The sequence below is a fragment of the Gracilibacillus massiliensis genome, from assembly GCF_001458115.1.
GTDB classification, from domain to species: Bacteria; Bacillota; Bacilli; order Bacillales; family Amphibacillaceae; genus Gracilibacillus; species Gracilibacillus massiliensis.
The window spans coordinates 717,567-735,394 of record NZ_CZRP01000013.1 but is presented as its reverse complement, the minus strand read 5'-3'; the positions used below and the strand labels follow the sequence as shown (position 1 = coordinate 735,394).

6 protein-coding genes are annotated in these 17,828 nt (G+C 37.6%); 5 read left to right on the top strand and 1 reads right to left on the bottom strand.

All coding sequences use genetic code 11. The annotated features are described in order from the left end of the window. The first annotated feature begins 202 nt into the window (after nt 1-202). The 5 genes from BN3107_RS15505 to BN3107_RS15485 all read left to right on the top strand — a co-directional run bounded on the left by BN3107_RS15505 (nt 203) and on the right by BN3107_RS15485 (nt 16,258). The gene (locus BN3107_RS15505; RefSeq protein WP_058308533.1) at nt 203-6,754 is read left to right on the top strand and encodes a leucine-rich repeat domain-containing protein; all 6,552 of its coding nucleotides are present in this window, start codon (nt 203-205) and stop codon (nt 6,752-6,754) included. A 62-nt stretch (nt 6,755-6,816) separates the two neighbouring features. Beyond that, complete coding sequence (locus BN3107_RS15500; RefSeq protein WP_058308532.1) at nt 6,817-7,029, top strand: lipoprotein; 213 nt, start codon at nt 6,817-6,819, stop codon at nt 7,027-7,029. A 131-nt stretch (nt 7,030-7,160) separates the two neighbouring features. Further along, nucleotides 7,161-8,180, top strand: coding sequence for a DUF2804 domain-containing protein (locus BN3107_RS15495; RefSeq protein WP_058308531.1), 1,020 nt, complete (start codon nt 7,161-7,163; stop codon nt 8,178-8,180). A gap of 594 nt (nt 8,181-8,774) precedes the next feature. Next, complete coding sequence (locus tag BN3107_RS15490) at nt 8,775-15,164, top strand: glycoside hydrolase family 2 TIM barrel-domain containing protein (protein WP_058308530.1); 6,390 nt, start codon at nt 8,775-8,777, stop codon at nt 15,162-15,164. Between the two features lie 161 nt (nt 15,165-15,325). Next, nucleotides 15,326-16,258, top strand: a complete 933-nt coding sequence (locus BN3107_RS15485) for an aldo/keto reductase (RefSeq protein ID WP_058308529.1) — start codon at nt 15,326-15,328, stop codon at nt 16,256-16,258. 222 nt (nt 16,259-16,480) lie between these two features. Here BN3107_RS15485 and BN3107_RS15480 read toward each other — a convergent pair whose 3' ends face one another. After that, a complete protein-coding gene (locus BN3107_RS15480) occupies nt 16,481-17,815 on the bottom strand; it encodes an MATE family efflux transporter (protein WP_058308528.1) in 1,335 nt (444 codons plus the stop codon). Between the last annotated feature and the right edge of the window lie 13 nt (nt 17,816-17,828).

The window sequence follows — 17,828 nt, the reverse complement described above, 5'->3', positions numbered from 1 at the left end:
ACCTTTTTTATGGGATCTCCCAATTTGAGATTCGTTACACTTTTTACTAAGAGAAAATGAAGCTACTCCTTTCATCATTACCATTATCTAGGCGTTAACCTCAACCAAATTTACTAACTTTTCAGAAAATTATTTGTAGTATTTTTATACTAGTTAAATAATGCTATAATTTACTTTGTATCATATTTTGGGGAGGGTTAAAATGCCTAATTACAAACGGATTTTTGCGCAATTATCTATTTTTATGTTGCTACTAACAACGGTATTAACTCCAATTGGTTCTTTGCAGTTAAATGCAACGACTACAGGAGATTTTGAGTTGTTTGTAGAAAAAGCAGAGGAAGGTTTTATTGTAGATTTTCCGATTAATGACATTTCGAGCGAAGATGTCGACCAAATTCATCTAATTAAAAATGGTGTAGAGCAAAATATAACACCCACCATCTTAGAAGAATTTGCAGAGAGTAATCCAGACACAGGAATGCCGTTTGTGCATTACCAATACGTGGACGAGGATGCTCAAAGAGATCAAGATAATCAATACACGGTGTCAGTAACTTTAACGGATGGTTCATCGCTTTCTAGTGCTGAAGTAATGGTGCCAGCAGAAGAAACATCTGTTAGGGATGACGTGTATGACTCAGTAAGAGATGATGTATATGAAGAAGAAGAGATTGTTGAGGAAACGAACCATTTAGCACTAACCAGTTCAGAAGTGACTGAAAATACAATCTCGATCGAATGGGAAGAAAGTTCAGACATATCACATGTACGTTTATATTTGGATGGAGAATTAGTGGACACGATAGAGCCAGGGGTTCGTAGTTACCTGTTTGAAAATTTAACTACGAATACAATGTATGATGTTAAGGTGGAAGCTAGTACGGATACAGCGGAATTAGCGGATGGCGATATGATTTCTACTGAGATCGACCCGGAACAAAAATCAGATGTTACATTTGAAGTTGTAGATCAAAAAGGTAATCCACTTGACGGCTCTTATGAAGTGAGTATAAGTGGAACATCACAAAACAATGAAACCATTAATTATCAAGGTTCAATTGAAGATGGTATTGTTTCTTTTTGGGACGAGGTTGCATTTGTTTCAGGAAATTATGAGATAGTTGTTTTTGACTGGGATTCACCTAATCGTTATCAAACCTTTGATATCGTGCTTGAAGCAGGTGAAGGAATAGTTAAAACGATTACAGTAAATGAAGATCAGTTGCCAGAACCGATCGATTTTAACATAACGGTTAACGAAGTAACTGAAAATCAAATTTCAGTATCATGGCCAGAAGTAGCTAATAGTTTAGAGTATCGTGTGGATCTTTATACTGAAAATGGTGAGTATGGATATTGGGAGAACGTAGAAAGTACTACATTAGAACCAAGCAAAAATATGTACACCTTTGAAGGTCTTCAAGAAGATGTACAGTATGAAGTACAAGTTAGAGTAGAGTATGAGCATAATAACTCTACATATGAAACCCTTAATATTATTACAAATGATACTAATGATTCATCTGAAATAGTGTCGTTTGAATCTGAGACATTAGAAAATAAGGTAAAACAAGAAATTGGTGTTTATAATCGAGACCTAACAGTAAATGACATGAAACGTCTAACAGATTTATATTTCTATTCTAATGATGAAGTTGTTTCACTAGTTGGGCTAGAACATGCAGAGAATTTGCAATATTTGAGTTTATATGGAACAACGGTTGACGATCTAACACCAATTAAAAATCTGACGAATATATCTAGTTTAGAATTAAATCAAGTAGAAGAAGACGATTGGTCATTCCTAAGTTCATTTTCCAATTTAGAATATTTATATTTGCATGATAGTAACTTATCGGATCTTACTATTATTAGTGAACTGGAACAATTAAGAAATCTAGAATTAAGTAATAATGGTATAACCGATATTAGCAGTCTAGAAAATTTAACAAATCTCGAATATTTATATCTATATGGTAATGAAATTGAGGATATAAGTGTATTGACTAATTTGACAGCATTACAATCTCTAGATATTAGTAGTAACCCAATTACATCATTAGATTCACTGCAAGATTTAACGAATTTGGATTGGATTACTATATATGACATTGAATTAGACAATTATGAATTAGTCGATCAATTAATCGAATCAGGAGTAGACGTCAATTATGACACCTATGAGCGTTATGATTTAGCAATCACTGATTCAGCAAATGGTGAAGCTTCGATTGCGATTGACTGGTCGTTGGCTGGTGATAAAGAGCCTACTCATTACACTTTACAGATCAATTATGGGGAAGAAATTGAATTAGCTGGTAGTGAAACAACTTACGTGTTAGAAAACTTGATGCCTAACGAATATTATGACGTGGAATTAACAGCTCATTTTGAAAATGGCGATAGTGTAACGGGATGGCATTATGTTGCTACCGATTCTGTTGATTTCTATGAAGGGGACGTTATTGAAGTTTCTGATCCACAACTAGAAATGGCGATTCGAGATCAACTTGGTATTTATGAAAGAGACTTACATGAAAGTGATTTTGAAAACCTATATTCTTTAGATGCTAGTGACTATGGCATTGAAGATATTAGTAGTTTAGCGCATGCTCCGAATTTAATAGATTTGTCATTAAATTTTAATGATATTACAGATATATCAGTAATCGCGAATATGACAAACCTTAATTATTTAAGTTTATGGGATAATAATATTTCAGACCTATCTGCACTAGAGGGGTTAACTAACTTAAGAACGTTAGATTTGGAGAATAATAATATAGAAGACGCATCAAGTTTAACAGCTCTTGAGAACCTTGAGACATTGTGGTTATCTAATAATCCGATTACAGACATTTCCTTTTTAAAGAATATGTCTAATCTATATGATGTGTACCTATATGACATCGATATTGATGTGGAAGATGAAGAAGTTCTTGCTATTGTTCAAGATTTGATTAATGATCGTGTTATGGTTAATGGTGATTTCGAGAGCCTTTATCCATCACTTGAATTGTATGTAGATGATATTACCGATGATTCTGCGACACTTTCGTTGGTAGCAGAGAATTTAGATGATTTGGATCATTATAAGCTTTACGTAAACGGTGAAGAAATTACGATAGGTAATGATGTAACAACTTATCAATTAGAAGAGCTTGAATCTAATAAGGGTTATTATTTAGAAATGTACGCTTTTGACAGTGACGGAGAAAATATATTCGCTACTGGAAACCAATTTTATACAGAAGTGAAACCTGAAGATAAAACGGCAATCGAGATTATTGTTGACAATCAAGATGTTGGCAACCTTGAATTCTCAATCGAAGGTGTCAGTGAAGAGAGACAATCTTTCTTTGATTATGGCTTTATTAATAATGATGGAAAGCTGGAGTCTTATAATTATCAAGAATCCTACCTTTTACCTGAGGGCGAGTATGAAGTAATTGTCTATGGTACAGGTAAATTCAAAGAGACAATCAAAACAATCAACGTAACAGAAGAATCTAAAACATTTAATCTAGAATTAGAAGAAATAGAAGAGTCCTTCGAAGATATTACGTTGACGATCACCGATCAAAATGGAGATCCGGTCAATAATGTAGAATATCTATCATTATATGACTATAACATTATGCAAGCTTTTGATTATCAGCAAGGTGACTATTATTTCTATGAAGTAGATGGAGATAATGGTGAGTATATTATTGAAGATGTACTATGGACAGATAATGCAAATTATTCATTATCCGTTAAAGCAGACGGTTTTACAACGGTCAATACTACGTTAACTGGAACGGAAGCAAACATTGAGTTAGAACCAGCAGCAAGTATTAAAGGGCAAATTGTCGACCAAAACGGTGATTTAATCATTGGAGCAAATTTAAGCATTTTTGGTGATAATACCTATGCATATGGTACTTCCGAGGATTCTGGTTTTGTGATTGATAATGTTAAAGAAGAGGATCTTACATTAGAGGTCTCGATGCAGAATTATCAAACAAAAGAGATTACAATTGATGCTGAAGAATTTGTTGATAAAAAAGTGGACGTAGGTGAGATCACATTACAACCAGAACAGTATGTAGATGGGTATGTGACAGATGCAGATGGAAATCCAGTCAAGCATGCCTATGTTGATCTTTTTGAAAAAGGCAATCGTTATAGCAGCTATTGGACAAGAACAGATGCTGAAGGGTACTTCAAAATTTATAGTGTGCCTGATGGTACTTATAACTTAAAAGTAGAGAAATACGGACTTCCAACAGTAGAAAAAACAGACGTTGAACCAAGTGAAGAAGCCCATGATATTGTCTTAAAGGTAGAAGGTGAAGGCAACTTTACTGGTGAAGGTAATAATTTATCAACCGACGTAAAAACAGTGGTTCCAGGAGATACTGTCCAATATCGTCTTAACTATCAAAACAATGGCGATGCTGCAGCTGAAGAAGTAACCGTAGCATTTAATATTCCGGATGAATTAGCTTTTATCCCGGAATCTGTTCAAGTAAACGGTGAACCGTTAGAAGTATCACGTAGCAATACAATTACATTAGAAGAAGTTGCTGCAGGTGAACAAGGTGTTATTAATTTTGAGGCAACAGTAGAGGAAACGGACAGTACAAGAATCAATACATCTGTTAACTTAACAGCAGATGATCAAGAAACGATCACTAATACGACCAATATCAATGTACTATATGTAACATTAGAAGCACCAAGTGTTACGGCAACATCTGATGTAAAAGTTTATGGTAATGCGAAAAGTGGTGCAAAGGTAGAAATTTATGATGGTGATCTTTTATTAGCTACCGTAGAAAAAGTTGATAGTAAATGGTGGTATGCAGATGTTACGTTACCAACAGATATAGAGGTAGGAAGCACCCACCAATTAGTTGCTAAAGTGACTGATGGTGCTGGAAGTGTCAATTATTCGAATGAGAAAGATGTAGAATATTCTCCTTCATTACCTGAAGTGACAGGTGTCACGGTATCATCTGGTTGGAATCAAAACATTTCGATCAATCCTAATGTAGGTATGGTTACCGCTGCATTAGTGGAGCTTACACCTATTGATATTGAAGTTGGTTTTGAAGGAGAGGTTGAAAATCCTCGAATTAGCTTCTTAGACGAAGAATACGATTTAGAAAACAACGAAAATGGTTATCAAGCAAATATACCTGGTACATGGAGCTCTTATGGTGAGCAATTAATGGAACTCGTATATGAGGTGGATGGAAAAGATATCCGTATCCCGATTATGCAAGTTATCGTATTGATTGACCCATCTGGATATGTATTTGAAGGAAGTATGGATAATCGTTTAGAAGGTGTAACAGCAGTTGTTCAAGAGCAGCAATTTAATGGCGCTTGGAAAAATTGGGACGCAGAAAACTTTGGTCAAGTGAACCCACAAGTAACTGATGAAGATGGTCGTTACGGCTGGGACGTTATTGAAGGTAATTGGCGCGTTCTATTCTCGAAAGAAGGCTATGACAACTATGAAAGTCGTGTCGTTGTAGTACCACCACCTGAGACGAAACTTGATGTTCCATTGGTAAGATCAAGTGAACCAGTTGTAGAGAATGTTTCATATGAGGATGCTTCGATTGAAATTTCATTTGATCGCTTAATGAATGAAGAAAATATCGAAGAAGAAATTGATGTAGAATTGGATGGCCAGTTAATTGAAGGAACATTTGAGTTTGAAGAATATGTTGGTTATAAAGAAGTTGATGGAAAACCAGGATACTATGAAGATGATCCATCTAAATCTTTATCACAATATGTGGTCTTCCAACCTTCTGAAGAACTGGAGCCTAGTAAAGAGTACGAAGTGAAAATTGGAGAAGGAATCGTTGATTATCAAGATCGTGGATTAACGAAGGATTATACATTTACTTTTACAACTCCAGAAGCAACAGATGAAAACGATGATTCAACTGGATCTAAGGATTCAAATAATGAAGAAGACAACGATAACGAATCGGATCAACAAACCGATTCTGAAGAGGAAGAGGGTAAAGAAGATAATACCAGCTCGGATCAATCGGATCGTGACGAAAATGAGTCTTCGAATAACAAAGATGATTCAAGTGATAGTAAAGATTCCGTAAACAAAGAAGATCAGATCGAAGTGATTGATGAGATTAAAGAAGTGAAGCAACAAGAAATAATCACATATCAAATGGGCAGCAATAAATTAGCATTTGAGAAAGAAGTCATCAACGAATTAGTTGAGAACGATGCTACGATTAACTTGAAGAAAGAACGCGTTATTCTAGATGTTCCAGCATCGATTTTTGCAAATGCTAAGGAATATAGCATCATTCAGGTGGATAAAAAAGCTGCTGTAGAAGATGCAGTCAGTGATGTTTATGACTTTACAATAATGATTGATGGTGAAGTTGTGAGTTCGTTTGACACGCCAATTACCTTAACATTTGAGGTAGATGAGTCAAACGTAAATGATACGAGTCATTTAAAAGTATTCTATCTAAACGAAGATACTGGTGTATGGGAATTAATTGGTGGCGATTATCAAGATGGTAAAGTGATCGCACAAACCGATCATTTTAGTACATTTGCTGTCTTCGAAACGACTGCCATGGATAATACGGCAACAGATGATAACAATGAATTACCTGAAACGGCTACAAATCAATATAACTGGTTAGTAGCGAGTGTACTATTCTTGTTATTAGGTGCTGTGATCTTGTTCTTCAACTATCGCAAACAAAAACAATAAACAATGTAATGGTGCCAGAGTAATCTGGCGCCATTATCATTTTAAATGAAGGAGGATCATATATGAAAAAAATTATTTTGCTGTTTATTCTGCTCGCTTTTCTAACAGCTTGTTCCAGCTCAGAGACATCAACTGAAAATAATCAAGATGAACTTTTAAGAGATAAAATAACCCAACTTGAAGCTGAAATAGATAGCTTAAAAGTGCAAAATGGCGAACTGAAAATTGAAAATAAAAAGCTTGAAAAAAACTTGGAAAGAATGAAAAGAAACTAATCGGGAGGGATATGAATATTCTCTCTCTTTTTTTGTTGGATAAATAAGATGATGGCATTAGAAGTCCGTTTCTTTATGATATGATTAATTTACTGTAGCGAAAATCTATAACCAAAAAAGGAGTGATTAATATGGCGAAAGAAATTTTTTCAAAAACACCTCTGTGCAAGGAAAATGGAAGGTTGAATTCAGATGCCATAGGCTGGGCACGAAATAATTGGATCATGCCTAACGTCTCCGGATCTTTTGGACGGAAGAAAAAGTGGAATTATTGGTGTGTCACCAGTGATCAGTTATTATTCTCGGCAACGATTTCAGATATTGATTATGCTGCTAGTTTATTTATATATATGTATGATCGAGAAACACAAGCATTTGCCGAAGAAACGGTGTTAATTCCACTGAGTAAGGGAGTCGAGATGCCAGACAATGTGTTAGAATCGGTGCAATTTCAAAGTGGTAAAATATCCATCATTTTTGAAGAGGAAAGCAATCAAACAAAAATAAATGTAACATGCACTAGTTTCGGTGATCAGAATGAAACGTTAACGGCAGATCTAACGATACAAAGGCAACAGCAATTAGAAGCGTTACATGTTGTTATCCCATGGAGTGATAAGCACTTTCAATATACTGCCAAACAACCTGCATTGCCAACCCGAGGCAACATTAATTGGGGGGAAAAGACATATACGCTAGAAAATGATGCTAGTTTTGCCTGCTTGGATTTTGGTCGAGGAAAATGGCCATACAACTCTAAATGGAATTGGGGTTCTGCTTCCGGCTATAGTATAGACGGTGCTTTAATTGGGCTTAATATTGGTGGCCAATGGACAGATGGAACAGGACAAAATGAGAACGGTATCATCGTTAATGGTCAGTTACATAAAATTCATGATGACATTGATTGGGAATATGACAAAACCAACTGGATGCATCCCTGGAAAATGAAAACTAGACACACCAATCAGGTGAATCTTATTTTTACACCAGAATATGAACGAGTTGCCGCTACCAATGCTATCATCATTCGATCGGAGGTACACCAGCTATTTGGTACTTATTCTGGCAATATCAAATTGGACGGCGGGCAATACATGCAATTAGAAAATGTATTTGGTTGGGCTGAAGATCATATGGCAAGATGGTAAATGATGCGAAGAATATAGTATGGGCCAACAATTGCAGTATTGATTACTAGCTTATCTGGATTTCGTTTCAAACAGATGGTGAAACATATGATTAGAGTCCATCTCATCGGCATAATGCAAGAAAAAAGAGCTTGAAATGCAGACGAGAATCCATCTCATCGGCATAATGTTAGAAAAAGGTGCCTGAAATGTCGACGAATTCCCCTCTCGTCGATATTTCAATAGTAACTAGTGCTAAAAAATGAGAAGAGATATTTCAACTTAAGTACAAAATGTTGTAAAAGTGGTAAAAAAAGTTTTATAAATTGTTTTTTATAATTAAGTATAGTTGGTATATTGGTACATCAAAATAGAAAGCCAATAAAGGAGGGAATTTATGATAAAAACAAAATATAAAAATGTATCATTCCGTTCAACGTCTTCTTAGAATCTTCATTCCTTTTAGCAACTTCACCTCAGAAAATTCCAATCACAGTTTCAAATTCACTTCGAAAGTGTATGTATCATTACTTCTTTTAAGCGAAAAAGTATTTCATAACCCTTAAAAATGTAAGCGATTTCTGTAGAGTGTAATCAACCATAGGAGGGGAAAAATTGATAGATTTTCAAAAGAATATAGGTATCAAAAAAACAATGATCTTCTTGATGATTGCTTCTTTAATATTGCCAGCTGCTCCAACGCGTACGAATGCAAATGAAGTCCCAGCTTATGATTCTATCAAACCAGGAGCCGACTGGAAGGATACAGACGGTAACCTGATTGAAGCTCACGGTGGTTCTGTCCAACGACTGAACGAAAATGAAATTGGCTATGATGTAGACGGTGACGGGAATTTATCGAAGGATTTTTGGTTTTGGTATGGTGAAGAAAAGACGAGTGCAACCAGACCTGTAGAAGGTGTAAAGGCTTATGTCTCTGAAGATCTGTATAACTGGACAGACATGGGGACTGTTTTACCTACGCATGATAAACTTCCGGTAAAAGTTAATGAAAGTGAGGATGAGCTAGAATATGATGCTTCTAGTTTAGAAGAATTAAAAGAGTGGGCAAATCTAACGGAACCTAGTGCAGATATTACGGAAGATCAAATGTTGATGGCTAAAAATTTTATTGAAGCCTATGCTACCAAATGGACGGACGAGGAGAACAGGATTGCGGAAGAATATGATGAAGAAAACTTGAGGTTGGCGTTTGAAAATCTTTATGGCCGTTATAATATTGTCGAACGTCCTAAAATGATTTATAACAAGCAAATCGACAAATTCGTGATTATCTTTCATTCTGATGGGCCGCAATATAATAACGAATCATTGATCGATTGGGTGGAAAGTGGGGCAGACCCAGATGACCATGATACCGGCAGTCGATACGGCAAAGCACAATTAGGTTATGCGGTATCGGATACACCGTTTGGGCCTTTTAAATTGGTCAATGCAACCAGAATGAATTGGACAGAGGGTGTAACTCCAGCTAATCGATATGGGGAAGCACGTGATTTTACTGTTTTTGTTGATGAAGGAAAAGATGTCAACAATGACGGGGTGGACGATGCCTATGCGATATATTCTAGTGAAATGAATGCAGAGATGTATGTTTCCTTGTTGAATAGTGATTACACTGGTCCAGCAGTTGAAGGTGGGGGTGCAACTCCTGGTGTGGATTATAATTACCGAGCTTTACCTGACCAGCATCGAGAGGCATCATCGGTGTTTTATTATGATGGATACTATTACATGATTACCTCTGGAACAGATGGCTGGAATTCAACAGATGTGATCTATTATCGATCACAAACGATGATCGTACCAGAGGGAGAACATTGGGAAAGAGTAGGTGATCCATTCGCTGAAGCCGGAACCAAGGGATACGATTCACAGCCAACCTATGTTATCCCAGTCGATTCAGAAAAAGGTCAATTCATCTATATGGGGGATCGGTGGGAACTTAGCAGCAATGGTTCAGCTGGACCGGACTCCAGATATGTTTGGCTACCGATTGAATTTGGTGAGGAACATGACATTACGATCAGATGGTATGATGAGTGGAATTTGAGTGATTTAGAGAATAAAGGGAAATTAGAGATTATCACGGAATTACCAGCTGTTGCAGATGTTGGCGAATTACCAGCATTACCAGATGAAATAGAGGTTTCCATCGGTAACGAACAACAGACCGTTTCTGTTGAATGGCAAGTGGATGAGGATGCTTTTGCAACACCAAGTACTGCAACCATAACAGGTGAATTACCAAGCATAGATAGACAAATTTCTCATGAGATCCAAGTCATTCCGGCGAATGTCGTCTATTTTGTTAACCCAAGTCACGAACCAACCGCTGATTATCAGCAAATGGTTCCGCACATTGCAGAAACCTTGCTTAACAAGGACGTAAATGACCAAGCGTATGATCCAGAAAACGGAACAACATGGGGTTACTCTGGAGGTAATACAGCAGTAAGAGAAAACACAACTAATATGTTCGAGTCCTTAAGATACATTGATGATGATCAAAAAGATTTCAGCTATACTTTTGAAGTGGAAGACGGTACCTACAAAATTTTTGCTGGATTTTTTGATCCATGGGCACAGTGGGCTGGAGAGAACCGTAAAGCAGATATTAGTGTCAATGGAAAGGTAGTAGATTACGAATATCAAATTCCAGAGAGTTATCAAACGAGAGAATATAAAAATATAGAGCCAGTGGATGGTAAGATTGATTTTACGATTCAAACATCAGATAGTGTAGCTGGAAGAGAGAACTCTGATCCGCAAATGAGTTGGCTGATGGTCGTAAAGACGGATCAAACAGAACTGGATGAGCCTGAATGGAATAATAACCCCGAAATTTTTGAAGTGAACAGAGAACCGGCACACGCAACATTGATGCCCTATGATACGGTTGAATTAGCACTGGACGGTGTGCGAGAAAATTCTCCTTATTATGAGTCGCTAAATGGAGATTGGCATTTTAATTGGTCGGAGAATCCTGCTGCACGACCTGTCGATTTTTATAAAAACGATTATGATGTGAGTGATTGGGATAAAATCAAGGTTCCAAGTAATTGGCAGATGGAAGGATATGGAGCACCAATCTATACGAATATTACTTATCCTTGGACAGGTGTTGAGAATCCAGAACCACCGAACGCACCGACTGAATTTAATTCTGTTGGTTCCTACCGACAGACATTTACCGTTCCTGAAAATTGGGATGAACGTCAAGTTTTTATCTCGTTACAAGGTGTTGAATCCGCCTTTTATATTTGGATCAACGGTGAGAAGGTAGGCTATAGTGAGGACAGCTTTACACCGGCTGAGTTTGACCTAACGGAATATTTGCAAGAAGGTGAGAACACAGTAGCAATTGAGGTATATCGCTGGTCAGATGGCAGTTGGTTAGAAGACCAGGATTTTATTCGTCTAAGTGGCATTTTCCGAGACGTCTATTTGTATTCGACACCAAAAGTCCATATCCGAGATTTCACGGTTACGACAGACCTTGATGATCAGTATCAGGATGCAACGCTTGGTGTTGAAGTAGATGTAACGAATTATTGGGAAAGTGCAGCAGAGACACATCAGGTAGAAGCGATGCTTTATGATCAAGAGCAAAACTCTGTTCTAAATGAACCAATTACGCTTGATGCAGCTTTTGATGGTGAACATGAAGTTACGATAAAGGAAGAACAACTTATACAAGATCCATTAAAATGGTCTGCAGAAAAACCTCATTTATATACACTCGTATTAAGCTTAAAAGACGACACAGGAGCGTTAATAGAAACGGAAAGTACGAGAGTTGGTTTCCGAGAGTTCGAAATTATCGATGGACAAATGGCAATTAATGGCGAGCCAATTATGTTCAAAGGATTTAATCGACATGAGATTGATCCAGACAGAGGCAGAGTCATTAGTGAAGAAAGCATGCTCGAAGACATTCAATTAATGAAACAGTTCAATGTTAATGCTGTTAGGACATCACATTATCCGAACGATAGTAGGTTTTATGAACTGGCAGATGAGTATGGTTTATATATTGTAGATGAAGCAAACTTAGAGTCACACGGTGTAAGAGACACACTACCAGCAAGTGATCCGCAGTGGGCAGAAGCTTCACTTGATCGAATGAAAAGTATGGTAGAAAGGGATAAAAATCACCCTTCTGTTCTGATTTGGTCACTGGGAAATGAAGCGGGAACAGGTGACAATTTCAGTCGGATGGCTGATTGGACAAGAGCGAATGATCCTACAAGGTTAGTAAGCTATGAAGGTGACAACAGATGGACAGATGTGGAAAGTCGGATGTATGCCAGTGTTGATTTTGTAGAGGAATACGGTGAATCTGGTAATCAGAAGCCGTTTTATCTGGTAGAGTATGCACACGCTATGGGTAACAGTGTCGGTAATTTGCAAGAATACATGGACGCATTTGAAGCCTATCCCAATCTCCAGGGTGGATTTATTTGGGATTGGGTCGATCAAGGGCTTAGATGGCCGGTTCCTATACTTTATTCGGTCAAGGATCAGAGTCAGACCGCATTAACCGGTGATTTACAAGGAGCAATTGTTAATGGTGTTGATAGCCAAGCGATCGATGGTTATCTTACGCTTCCACATGCACCGGCATTAGAACTAACGAACGAGGTAACGGTGGAAGCATGGGTCAAGCCAGAACAAACAGATACACACAGTCCTTTTGTAGGAAAAGGTGATACCCAATATGCGATTAAACAGAATGGTGATGAATTAGAATTCTATGTGTACACAGATACTTGGCAAACCGCCAGCGCCTCACTCCCTAGTGACTGGTATGATGGTAATTGGCATCATGTTGCGGGGGTGTATGACCAAAATGCGATTAAGCTATATGTTGATGGTGAGCTTTTGGAAGAGGTCAATGTAACAGGTGAACTAAACAATAATAGCTATCCTGTTAACATAGGTCGGAACGCTCAACATCCAGATCGTTTGTTAAGTGGATCAATTGATCAAGTTCGCATCTATGATCGGGCATTGTCGGTGTCTGAGTTAAATGATCAACAACGAGAGCCAGATGAAGACACGGTTTTGTGGATCGATTTTGACGAATTTGATGAAAAAGAATTTGCTCAAGATGAATTCTTTGCTTATGGTGGTGATTGGGGAGATCAGCCGAATGATGGAAATTTCAGTGCTAATGGGGTTGTTTTCCCTGACCGTACATTACAACCAGAGATTTGGGAAGTGAAAAAGGTCTACCAAAATATCGATATTACTCCTGTTGACCTTGAACAAGGTACGATTGAGATTGACAATAAGTTCTTATTTACCAATTTAAATGAGTTTCAGGCAGAATGGAGTCTGCAGAAAAATGGAAAAGTCATTGAAACAAAACAGCTGGAAGACCTGAGTATCGCTCCTGGTGAGAGTAAGGAAGTAACGATACCTTTTGAAAAGAGTGAATTTGAGGCAGATGCTGAATATTTTGTTAATGTAAGCTTTACTTTATCTGAATCTACCTCTTGGGCAGAAAGTGGACATGAGGTAGCAAGGGAACAAATTCAACTTACAGATCGAAAAACGGAAACGATTGATACCTCTAACATGAAAGAGATTGAAGTCACAGAAAGTGATGATTTGGTAAACCTAAAAGGAGACGAATTTGAAATTGTTTTTGATAAGCAAGAGGGAACCATTTCTAACTACGATTTTAAAGGTGTAGAGATTATAAAAGATGGGCCGACCCCGAATTTCTGGCGGGCACCTAATGACAATGACAAAGGAAATGGAATGCCAGAAAGGACAAGTACTTGGAGAGAAGCAGGACAAAATTGGCAGATACAAAATGTGACATTTAATGAATTGAGTGGTACTGCTGTTGAATTTATAGTGGAAGCAAGCTTGCCGACTTCAACTGCTTCTGATTATCTTGTGACCTACACGGTTTATGGAAGCGGCGAAGTAGAAGTGGATACTACCCTTCAGCCAGGAGCGAATCTTCCGGAAATTCCAGAGATCGGTATGATGCTAACGATTCCTGAAGGCTTCGAAACAATGACTTGGTTTGGACGTGGACCACACGAGAACTACTGGGACCGAAAGACGGGTGCATTTGTTGGGCAATATAGTGGAACTGTCGACGAACAGTTTATTCCGTATTTGGAACCACAAGAAACAGGAAATAAAACAGATGTCCGTTGGGTGACATTAACAAATGATGATGGTATCGGTCTAAAAGCGGAGGGACTACCATTACTTGAAGTCAACGCATTACACTATACACCACATGATTTAGATCGTGTATCCCACCCATATAAGTTAGTGAGACGTGATGATATTACCTTGAGACTAAATTATAAGCAAATGGGACTTGGTGGAGATGATAGCTGGGGCGCGAGACCACATGATGAATATATGCTTCACGCTGATCAAGCGTATTCTTACAGTTATAAACTTAGTCCTGTAGCTAATAGTGAGATTGAAGAACCGTTAGATAAAGCGGAGTTAGAAAACCTAATTAAAGAGGCAAAAACCTATACAAATGAGAATGGCTTATATACGGATGTGTCTTTTGAAGCATTACAAGCAGCGATAAAAACAGCAGAAGATTCATTAGAGACAGTTGAAACCGAGGAAGAACTTAGAAATGCTATTAATGCATTACAACAAGCGATTGATGGTCTGGTTGAAAAAGAGCCAGATGCAAATGATGATACAGGAAAGCAAGATGGCGATAATGATCAAGACGATCAAACGGATGATTCAGGTACAGGTGATCAGACGGACGATGCTGATAAAGATGGTTACCGAAAAGACGAAAATGTCGATGCAAGTGACGATGATCAAGTCAGTGGAGCCGACCTAAATGAACAGGATGCTAAAGGCGACCAAAAAGAAGGATTACCTGATACAGCAACGAACCTTTTGAACTACTTACTGATAGGGCTACTGTTTATTGCCATAGGATTTACCTTTGTTATGTTAAAAAGAATCAGAAAGATATGAAACACCAGGGACGGTTCTTCTGTTTCACTCATAATAATGAGGTGAAATGAAACAGGAGAACCGTCCCTATGTTGCATTCCTCAAGCACTTCAATTAATCTTTTTCGCTTTTCATGATAGGCTTGTATTGTGGAATTTTATTGAAAAAGGGAGTGTCTTGAAATGGTGAATGCTATTACATTGGGAAAGTCGGATATTTCAGTTTATCCTATTGGATTAGGAACGAATGCTGTTGGTGGTCATAATATTTATCCAAATATGCTGGATGAAGAACAAGGTAAAGATGTCGTACGTAAAGCATTGGATAATGGGATAAATATGCTAGATACAGCATTTATTTACGGACCAGAGCGTTCAGAAGAATTAATTGGGGAAGTAATCAAGGAATACAAACGTGAGGATATTGTGCTTGCAACAAAGGGGGCACATAAATTTGCTGGAAATGATATTGTGTTAGATAATTCACCAGCCTTTCTCAAAAAAGCGGTGGACGATAGTTTGAAAAGGTTACAAACAGATTATATTGATCTATTCTACATTCATTTCCCTGATAAAGACACACCTAAAGATGAAGCTGTAGGTGCTTTAAAGGAATTAAAGGATCAAGGGAAAATTCGATCGATTGGTGTTTCCAACTTTACGATCGATCAGCTAAAAGAAGCAAATAAAGATGGCTATGTAGATGTATTACAGGCAGAATATAATTTATTGAAACGTGATGCAGAGACGGAATTTCTTCCTTATACAGAGAAAGAAAATATTACATTTATCCCATACTTCCCTCTGGAATCAGGACTGTTGGCTGGAAAATATGACGTGAATTCAACATTTTCTGATTTACGAGCAGATAATCCAAACTTTAAAGGTGATAAATTCAAAGAGAATCTTGCTAAAGTAGATAAACTGCGGGACATTGCTGACAAATACGGCGAAGAAATCGTGCATATAGTACTAGCTTGGTACTTTACTCGTCCTTCGGTAGATGTTATTATCCCGGGTGCTAAACGACCAGAACAGGTACTTCATAATAAGAGAGCAGCTGAGATTACTCTTTCAGATACAGATGTACAACAAATCAGCGATATATTTGCTTAACGTATTCGGATGGAATTCGGTGTATTATGCTTGCATGAAAAATAACGAGGATGAGGAGTGGAACCTCATCTTCGTTATTTTTAGCTATGTTATTGATACTGGTTTCCAGTTCTCTTATATATTTAAACTGAGGCAGAAAATTCAGAGTATATTTATGCGACGCTAATGATTTGATTTTTTCTATTTGTCGTATCTATCAATTTGAGATAATCACAGATACCTTTACACTCCTGGCTTGATCACATGCTTTCGCGTAAAAAATACAAGCAACAATGCAACAAGCATTTCCGCAAGCGGTAGCGCGAGCCAAACACCAATGATGCCAAAAAACTTCGGCAACAGCCATAGTAGAAGCAACATAAAAATAAAACTTCGTAAAAGAATAATGATAATCGATGGACGTATTTTGCCTATCGATTGAAAATACGTCATGTAAACGAAATTAAACCCAAGGAAAAGGTAAGCTATAAAAAATAATTGAATTCCTTCTATAGCTAGATCGCGAATATTATCCGACTCCAAACCGAAGAATGAAACGAGCAAAGGAGCTGCTAATAGCCCAATCAGAAGCAAAATAACACCTAGTAGGATAGATGCCTTCTCGCCAATTTTTACACTTTCTCTAATACGGATCTTTTCCTTTGCCCCATGATAATAACTAATCATCGGCTGTAGGGCAGACTCAATGCCAAAGAAGGACAGGAACATGAAGCCGTGTAGATAATTGATAACTGAAAAAGCGGCAACTCCTTCCGTTCCAAGTAAACTGACTACCGCCAAGTTATAGCTGGCGACAAAAACTAGGACTCCTGCTTCGGTAAGGAAGCTTGGAAATCCAATTGAAAATATGTCTCTGAGCATTCGCCAAGACCAGTTGAAGGAAAAGTAACGCAAATTTGAATTCTTTTTTAAAAAATGAAGTAAAAGTATAAGTAATCCGCCAAAGCTTGCTAGTACTGTTGCGAGTGCAGCACCGAGAACACCTAACTGTAAAATGAAAATCATATAGTAGTTTAAGCCGATATTGACGATTGCCGTTGTTCCTAAAGCTACCATCGATAAGGTAGGGCTCCCATCATTACGTACAAACACACTGAGAAGATGCTCCAAAGCAATTAGCCATCCGAGCAGGAATAGAATTTTTAAATAATCCATGGTATGAGCAATCGTATCTGGGTTTGCTCCAAGTACATTTGCAAATTTCTCTAAGTTAAAGAAACCAACACTGCCAATTATTAATAACAGCACAACTGTACTGGTAACTGCCAGTGAAAATATATTCCTCGCTTTATTTATTTCCTCTTTGCCAATATAGATCGAGTAAATAGTACCCCCACCGATGCCAATCCAAAGTGCAACCGAAAAGATTAGTGAAAATACTGGCATGGCAAGGTTGACGCCTGCCAGTCCTTTTGAACCGACCCCATTACCAACAAAGACGCCATCGATCAGGATATTTACTGACATTAGCATCATTCCTAATAGTGATGGAAAGAAATATTTCAAGAACACTTTTTTTACTGAATCGCGTTTCAAACTTTGATGTGTTTGATTCATTTTTATTCCTCCT